This is a genomic window from Kitasatospora sp. NPDC058492, assembly GCF_042720685.1.
Classification (GTDB): Bacteria; Actinomycetota; Actinomycetes; order Streptomycetales; family Streptomycetaceae; genus Kitasatospora.
Map to the genome: position 1 here is coordinate 48,889 of NZ_JBHXMU010000061.1, position 6,041 is coordinate 54,929.

At 70.5% G+C, this 6,041-nt stretch carries 4 protein-coding genes and 1 other RNA gene; all 5 read left to right on the plus strand.

Features of this window, described 5'->3' with window-relative positions; translation table 11 throughout:
* Positions 1–34 precede the first annotated feature (34 nt).
* Positions 35–511, plus strand: a complete 477-nt coding sequence (gene smpB, locus ACFWPI_RS31445) for an SsrA-binding protein SmpB (RefSeq protein WP_380380781.1) — start codon at positions 35–37, stop codon at positions 509–511.
* Positions 512–596: 85 nt separating this feature from the next.
* Positions 597–978: a transfer-messenger RNA gene (ssrA, locus tag ACFWPI_RS31450) on the plus strand.
* 128 nt (positions 979–1,106) lie between these two features.
* On the plus strand, positions 1,107–3,410 hold the full coding sequence (locus ACFWPI_RS31455; RefSeq protein ID WP_380380783.1) for a HelD family protein: 2,304 nt from the start codon (positions 1,107–1,109) through the stop codon (positions 3,408–3,410).
* Positions 3,411–3,733: 323 nt separating this feature from the next.
* Positions 3,734–5,206, plus strand: a complete 1,473-nt coding sequence (locus tag ACFWPI_RS31460; RefSeq protein WP_063349178.1) for an NAD-dependent malic enzyme — start codon at positions 3,734–3,736, stop codon at positions 5,204–5,206.
* A gap of 509 nt (positions 5,207–5,715) precedes the next feature.
* Positions 5,716–5,997 (plus strand): HU family DNA-binding protein, encoded by a 282-nt coding sequence (locus ACFWPI_RS31465; protein WP_030059737.1) that lies wholly within the window; start codon positions 5,716–5,718, stop codon positions 5,995–5,997.
* Positions 5,998–6,041: the final 44 nt, after the last annotated feature.

The window sequence follows — 6,041 nt, forward strand, 5'->3', positions numbered from 1 at the left end:
CCCGAACCGGCCGAAGTGCGAGAATGGCCGCGCTATGGCAAAGGAAACCGGACAGAAGCTGATCGCGCAGAACAAGAAGGCGCGACACGAGTACACGATCCTCGACACCTATGAGTGCGGCCTCGTGCTCACCGGCACGGAGGTGAAGTCACTGCGCGAGGGGCGGGCCAACCTGGTCGACGGCTACGCCTACATCCAGAACCACGAGGCCTGGATCGACAACGTGTTCATCCCCGAGTACACCCAGGGGACGTGGACCAACCACGCGGCCCGGCGCAAGCGCAAGCTGCTGCTGCACCGGCTGGAGATCCGCAAGATCGAGAGCACGGTCCGCGACGCGGGCCACACGCTCGTCCCGCTCTCGCTGTACTTCAAGGACGGCCGGGTGAAGCTCGAACTGGCGCTCGCGGTCGGCAAGAAGCTCTACGACAAGCGGCAGACGCTGCGCGAGAAGCAGGACACCCGCGAGACGGCCCGCGCGGTGGCGGCCGCCCGGCGGCGCCAGAGTTAATCCGCTGGACCCTCACCCGCCGCCTCGCGTAGTATGGCGTCAGCAACACGGACGGTCACCGTCCGGCTGTTTCTCAACAAAACATGGGGATGATCGGTTTCGACAGGGGATGTTGAAACAGGGGAAGCGAGCCGAGGAACGCGGCAATGATCTCGTTAACCACGTGTCGCAAAAAAATAATCGCCAACTCTAAGCGCGATTCCCAGCAGTTCGCTCTCGCTGCCTAATAAGCACCGATAGCGCTTGGGTGTCAGACCGGGGAGTTCCCGACCCGGACCCTGGCATAATCTAGGGAACTCAACCGTCCGCCCGGGCTGCGAGGGCGGATGGGAAATCAAACAGCAGCTGGGCCTGTTGGCGGCTTGTCCGTGTGACTGCCAGGGCCGAGAAAATCACAGCGGACTGCGCTCGGAGAAGCCCTGAATTAACTCCACTGGACCCGGGTTCGATTCCCGGCATCTCCACCACCCCATGTTGACAGTGAAGGCCGTCCACCGCTTTGCGGTGGGCGGCCTTCACGTTTACCCCGGTTGGGGCGTAGGATCATCCGTCCGCTCGTTTTCCGGAGCCGGATTCCGCCGCTACCACCGAGGCCATGCAGAGCAACACGGACACCACCGCCGCCACCGACCGCGAGACCGTACGCGAGCGCGAGATCGCCGGTGAGCAGCAGCACCTCGACACCGTCTACCACCGGCTGGAGGAGAAGCTTGCCGAGGCCGAGTACATCCTGGAGGACGCCGCCAAGCGGGTCCACGTCGGCACCCCCGGCGCGCTCGCCGAGCGCGACGCCCAGGTCTACCGGGCCGGCGCCCACCTCCAGCGCCTGAACAACGAGTTCGAGGACTTCCTGTTCGGCCGGATCGACCTCCAGCGGGCGGACGCCCCGGAGGAACACGGCATCCCCTCCGACACGCCGCTCGACCCGGCCGACCCGGCCGTCGCCGAGACCCTGCACATCGGCCGTCTCGGTGTGCTGGACGCCGAGTACGGGCCGCTGGTGATCGACTGGCGGGCGCCCGCCGCCGCGCCGTTCTACCGTGCCACCCCGGTCGAGCCGGGCCGGGTGGTCCGCCGCCGGGTGATCCGCTCCAAGGGGCGCAGGGTGATCGGCGTCGAGGACGACCTGCTGCGTCCCGACCTCACCCCGACCCTGAACGGCCGGGAGCTGGCGGTGGTCGGCGACGGCGCACTGATGGCCTCGCTCGGCCGCGCCCGCAGCCACTCGATGCGCGACATCGTCTCCTCCATCCAGAAGGAGCAGGACGAGGTGATCCGGGCGGCCGCCGCCGGCGCCACGCTCGTCACCGGCGGCCCGGGCACCGGCAAGACCGCCGTCGCCCTGCACCGCGCCGCGTACCTGCTGTACCAGGACCGCCGCCGCTACGCCGGGGGCATCCTGGTGGTCTCGCCGACCCCGCTGCTGGTCTCCTACACCGAGGGCGTGCTGCCCTCGCTCGGCGAGGAGGGGCAGGTCGCCATCCGCGCGGTCGGCTCGCTGGTGGACGGCATCGAGGCGGGCACCTACGACAGTCCGGAGGCGGCCCGGGTCAAGGGCTCGGGCCGGATGGTGCAGATGCTGCGCCGGGCCGCCCGGGCCGCGCTGGAGCTGGGCGCGCCGCAGGAGCTGAAGGTGGTCGCCCGCGGCGAGGTGCTCAAGCTGGACGCGGGCCGGCTCAAGGCCGTGCGCGGCAACGTGATCGGCGCCGGCGGCACCCCGCTGAACCTGCTGCGCCCGCGCGCCCGCCGGATGCTGCTGGACGCCCTGTGGCAGGAGCTCACCCGGCACCTGCCGAAGCCGACCGACCACTACGCCCGCGAGCAGCGCCAGGAGGAGAAGGAGTCCTTCGACGAGTACGTCTCGGACGAGGCGCCGTTCCTGGACTTCCTGGACGCCTGGTGGCCCGCCGTGACCCCGCGCCGGGTGCTCGGCACGCTCAAGCAGCACCGGCACATCAACCGGATCGCCCGCCGCGCCGTCTCCCCGGACGAGGCGAGGCTGCTGGCGGCGTCCTGGCGCCAGCTGTCCCCGAACGGCGAGGGCGCGCTGTCCGCGCACGACGTCGCGCTGGTGGACGAGCTCCAGGTGCTGCTCGGCGAGGCGGCCCGGCCGAAGGTGCGCGAGGTGAACGCGGTGGACCTGCTGAGCGGGCTGGAGGAGGTCACCACCTTCGCCGACCGCAGCTCCCGTCAGCGCGAGCGCGTCCCCGTCGAGCGCACCGAGTACGCGCACGTGATCGTGGACGAGGCGCAGGACCTCACCCCGATGCAGTGGCGCATGATCGGCCGCCGGGCCCGGATGGCGACCTGGACGATCGTCGGCGACCCGGCGCAGTCCTCCTGGCCGTTCCCGCAGGAGGCGCAGGCCGCACTGGACGAGGTGCTGTCCGGCAAGCCGCGCCGCCGCTTCACGCTGACCGTCAACTACCGCAACCCGGCCGAGATCGCCGAGGTCGCGGCCAAGGTGCTGGCGCTGGCCGCGCCGGGCACCCCGTCGCCGACCGCGGTGCGCCGGGTCGGCGTCGAGCCGCGCTTCGCGGCCGTCGTGGATCCCGCCCCGGAGGCCTTCGGCGCGGCGGCCCGGGCGGAGCTGGAGCGGCTGCTGGGCGAGGTGGACGGCACCGTGGCGATCGTGGTGCCGATGGACCGCCGGGCCGAGGCGGCCGGCTGGGCCGAGGGCCTGGGCGAGCGGGCGGTGGTGCTGGGCAGCCTGGAGGCGAAGGGCCTGGAGTACGACGCGACCGTGGTGGCCGACCCGACCGGCATCGCCGGCGAGTCGGAGGCCGGCCTGCGGGTGCTGTACGTGGCGCTCACCCGGGCGACCCAGCGGCTGACCGTGCTGTCCGGTCCGGACGACCTGCCGGACGCGGCCGGCGTGCCCGCGCTGCTGCACGGCTGACGGCCGGTCCGCCGGACGAAGAAGGCCCCTCACCGGATGGTGAGGGGCCTTCAGACGTTAGTGACACCGACCCGCCATGCTCGCCTCGCGGCAAGTGGTCCCTCGAAGGGACGAAGGTTGGGCCCGGGGGCTTGGATCGAGCCGGTGTCCCGTCCAATGTAACGCATCGGCCCGGAGAGGCAAGAAGTTGTCGGGTCCACACACTCAATGAACGTTATTTCTGGCTACCCCTTGGAAGGTGCGACGATCGAGGTCTAGCATGCGCAGGCGATGCCTTCAACAAAATGTTGAACCTGCCGCACGGACGGAAGAAGGAAGCGTCGATGGCGACGGTGCCCAGTGTCTCCAACTCGATCACGGTGCGGCTGGAGGTCCCGGCCCGGGGCAACGCCGTCAGTGCGATCACCACGGCCGTGGAGTCCTCCGGCGGTTCGGTGACCGGTCTCGACGTCACCGCCTCCGGCCTGGAGGCGCTGCGGATCGACGTCACGGTGGCGGCCTCCTCGGTCGCGCACGGCGAGGAGATCGTCGAGAAGCTGCGGGCGATCGACGGCGTGTCGATCGGCAAGGTCTCGGACCGCACCTTCCTGATGCACCTCGGCGGCAAGATCGAGATGTCGTCCAAGCTCCCGATCCGCAACCGTGACGACCTCAGCATGATCTACACCCCGGGCGTCGCCCGGGTCTGCATGGCGATCGCCGAGAACCCCGAGGACGCCCGCCGCCTCACCATCAAGCGCAACAGCGTCGCCGTGGTCACCGACGGCTCGGCGGTGCTGGGCCTGGGCAACATCGGCCCGGCCGCCGCGCTGCCGGTCATGGAGGGCAAGGCGGCCCTGTTCAAGCGCTTCGCCGGGATCGACGCCTGGCCGATCTGCCTGGACACCCAGGACACCGACGAGATCGTGGCCATCGTCAAGGCGATCGCCCCCGGCTTCGCGGGCATCAACCTGGAGGACATCTCCGCGCCGCGCTGCTTCGAGATCGAGGCCCGGCTGCGCGAGGCCCTGGACATCCCGGTCTTCCACGACGACCAGCACGGCACCGCGATCGTGGTGCTGGCCGCCCTCACCAACGCGCTGAAGGTGGTCGGCAAGGAGATCAGCGACATCCGGGTGGTGATGTCGGGCGCCGGTGCCGCCGGCACCGCGATCCTCAAGCTGCTGCTGGCGGCCGGCGTCGAGCATGCCACCGTGGCGGACGTGCGCGGTGTGGTCCACCAGGGCCGGGAGGACCTCAACGACAGCCTGCGCTGGATCGCCGAGCACACCAACCGCTCGGGCCGCACCGGCAGCCTCAAGGAGGCCGTGGCGGACGCCGACGTCTTCATCGGCGTCTCGGCCCCGAACGTCCTGGACGGCGACGACCTGGCCACCATGGCCGAGGACTCGATCGTCTTCGCGCTGGCCAACCCGGACCCGGAGGTCGACCCGGCCATCGCCCGGCAGACCGCCGCCGTGGTCGCCACCGGCCGCAGCGACTTCCCCAACCAGATCAACAACGTGCTGGTCTTCCCGGGTGTCTTCCGCGGCCTCCTGGACGCCCAGAGCCGCACCGTCAACACCGAGATGATGATCGCCGCCGCCCGGGCGCTGGCCACCACCGTCGCCGACGACGAGCTGAACGCCAACTACATCATCCCGAGCGTCTTCCACAAGGACGTCGCCAAGACGGTCGCCTCGGCGGTGCGCGAGGCGGCGCTGGCGGGCGTCCAGGAGAGCACGGAGCCGGCCCGTCCGACCCCGGGCATCGTCGGCACGCTCGACGCCTCCTCCTTCCCCACCGTCAAGCTCTGACCGGCGAGGCGGCCGACGTGTCGCTGATCGGTCAAATGTCCGAATAGCGGCCTTACCCGTCCGAGTCCGCCCCGAACCCTTGCGACACAAGGGCGAGGGGCGTGTTTGGGCTTGTCGTGCCTAGGGCGTACGGTAGCCCTGCACGGGGCAGGCGTGTCCGACAAGTACGGAACGTCCCCCTGGTCTTCCGGCGCGTCGTCCCGACCGCCGCCCGGGCCCGGTCCGCCGGAGCCGACGGAGCGTCACACCTCCAACGGGCGGGGTTCGTTCGGGTGTCGTGGCCGGGGCCCGATTGGCTTTCTCGGGGCCGGTCGGGGCAGGATTCGTATCCAGGCAGGCGGACGGGCCTTCGACGGCACCGGCGCGCGGCATCGGGTACGGACCCGGCCTGCGACCACGCATTGCCTGCATGAGCACAGTGTGCGGACCTGCGGCCTATCCGGGTGCCCCCCGGTGGGAGTACCGATGGGCCCCCGCACACCGCAAGCGAACAGACCACAGGAGTACACATGAACCGCAGTGAGCTGGTGGCCGCGCTGTCCGAGCGCGCCGAGGTGACCCGCAAGGACGCCGACGCCGTTCTGGCCGCCTTCGCCGAGATCGTCGGCGAGGTCGTCGCCAAGGGCGACGAGAAGGTCACCATCCCCGGTTTCCTGACCTTCGAGCGCACCCACCGCGCCGCCCGCACCGCCCGCAACCCGCAGACCGGTGAGCCGATCCAGATCGCGGCCGGCTACAGCGCCAAGGTGAGCGCGGGCTCCAAGCTGAAGGAAGCCGCCAAGGGCGCCTGAACCACCCCTTGAACGCCCGAGAGGCCGGGCTCCCCGTCTGGGGA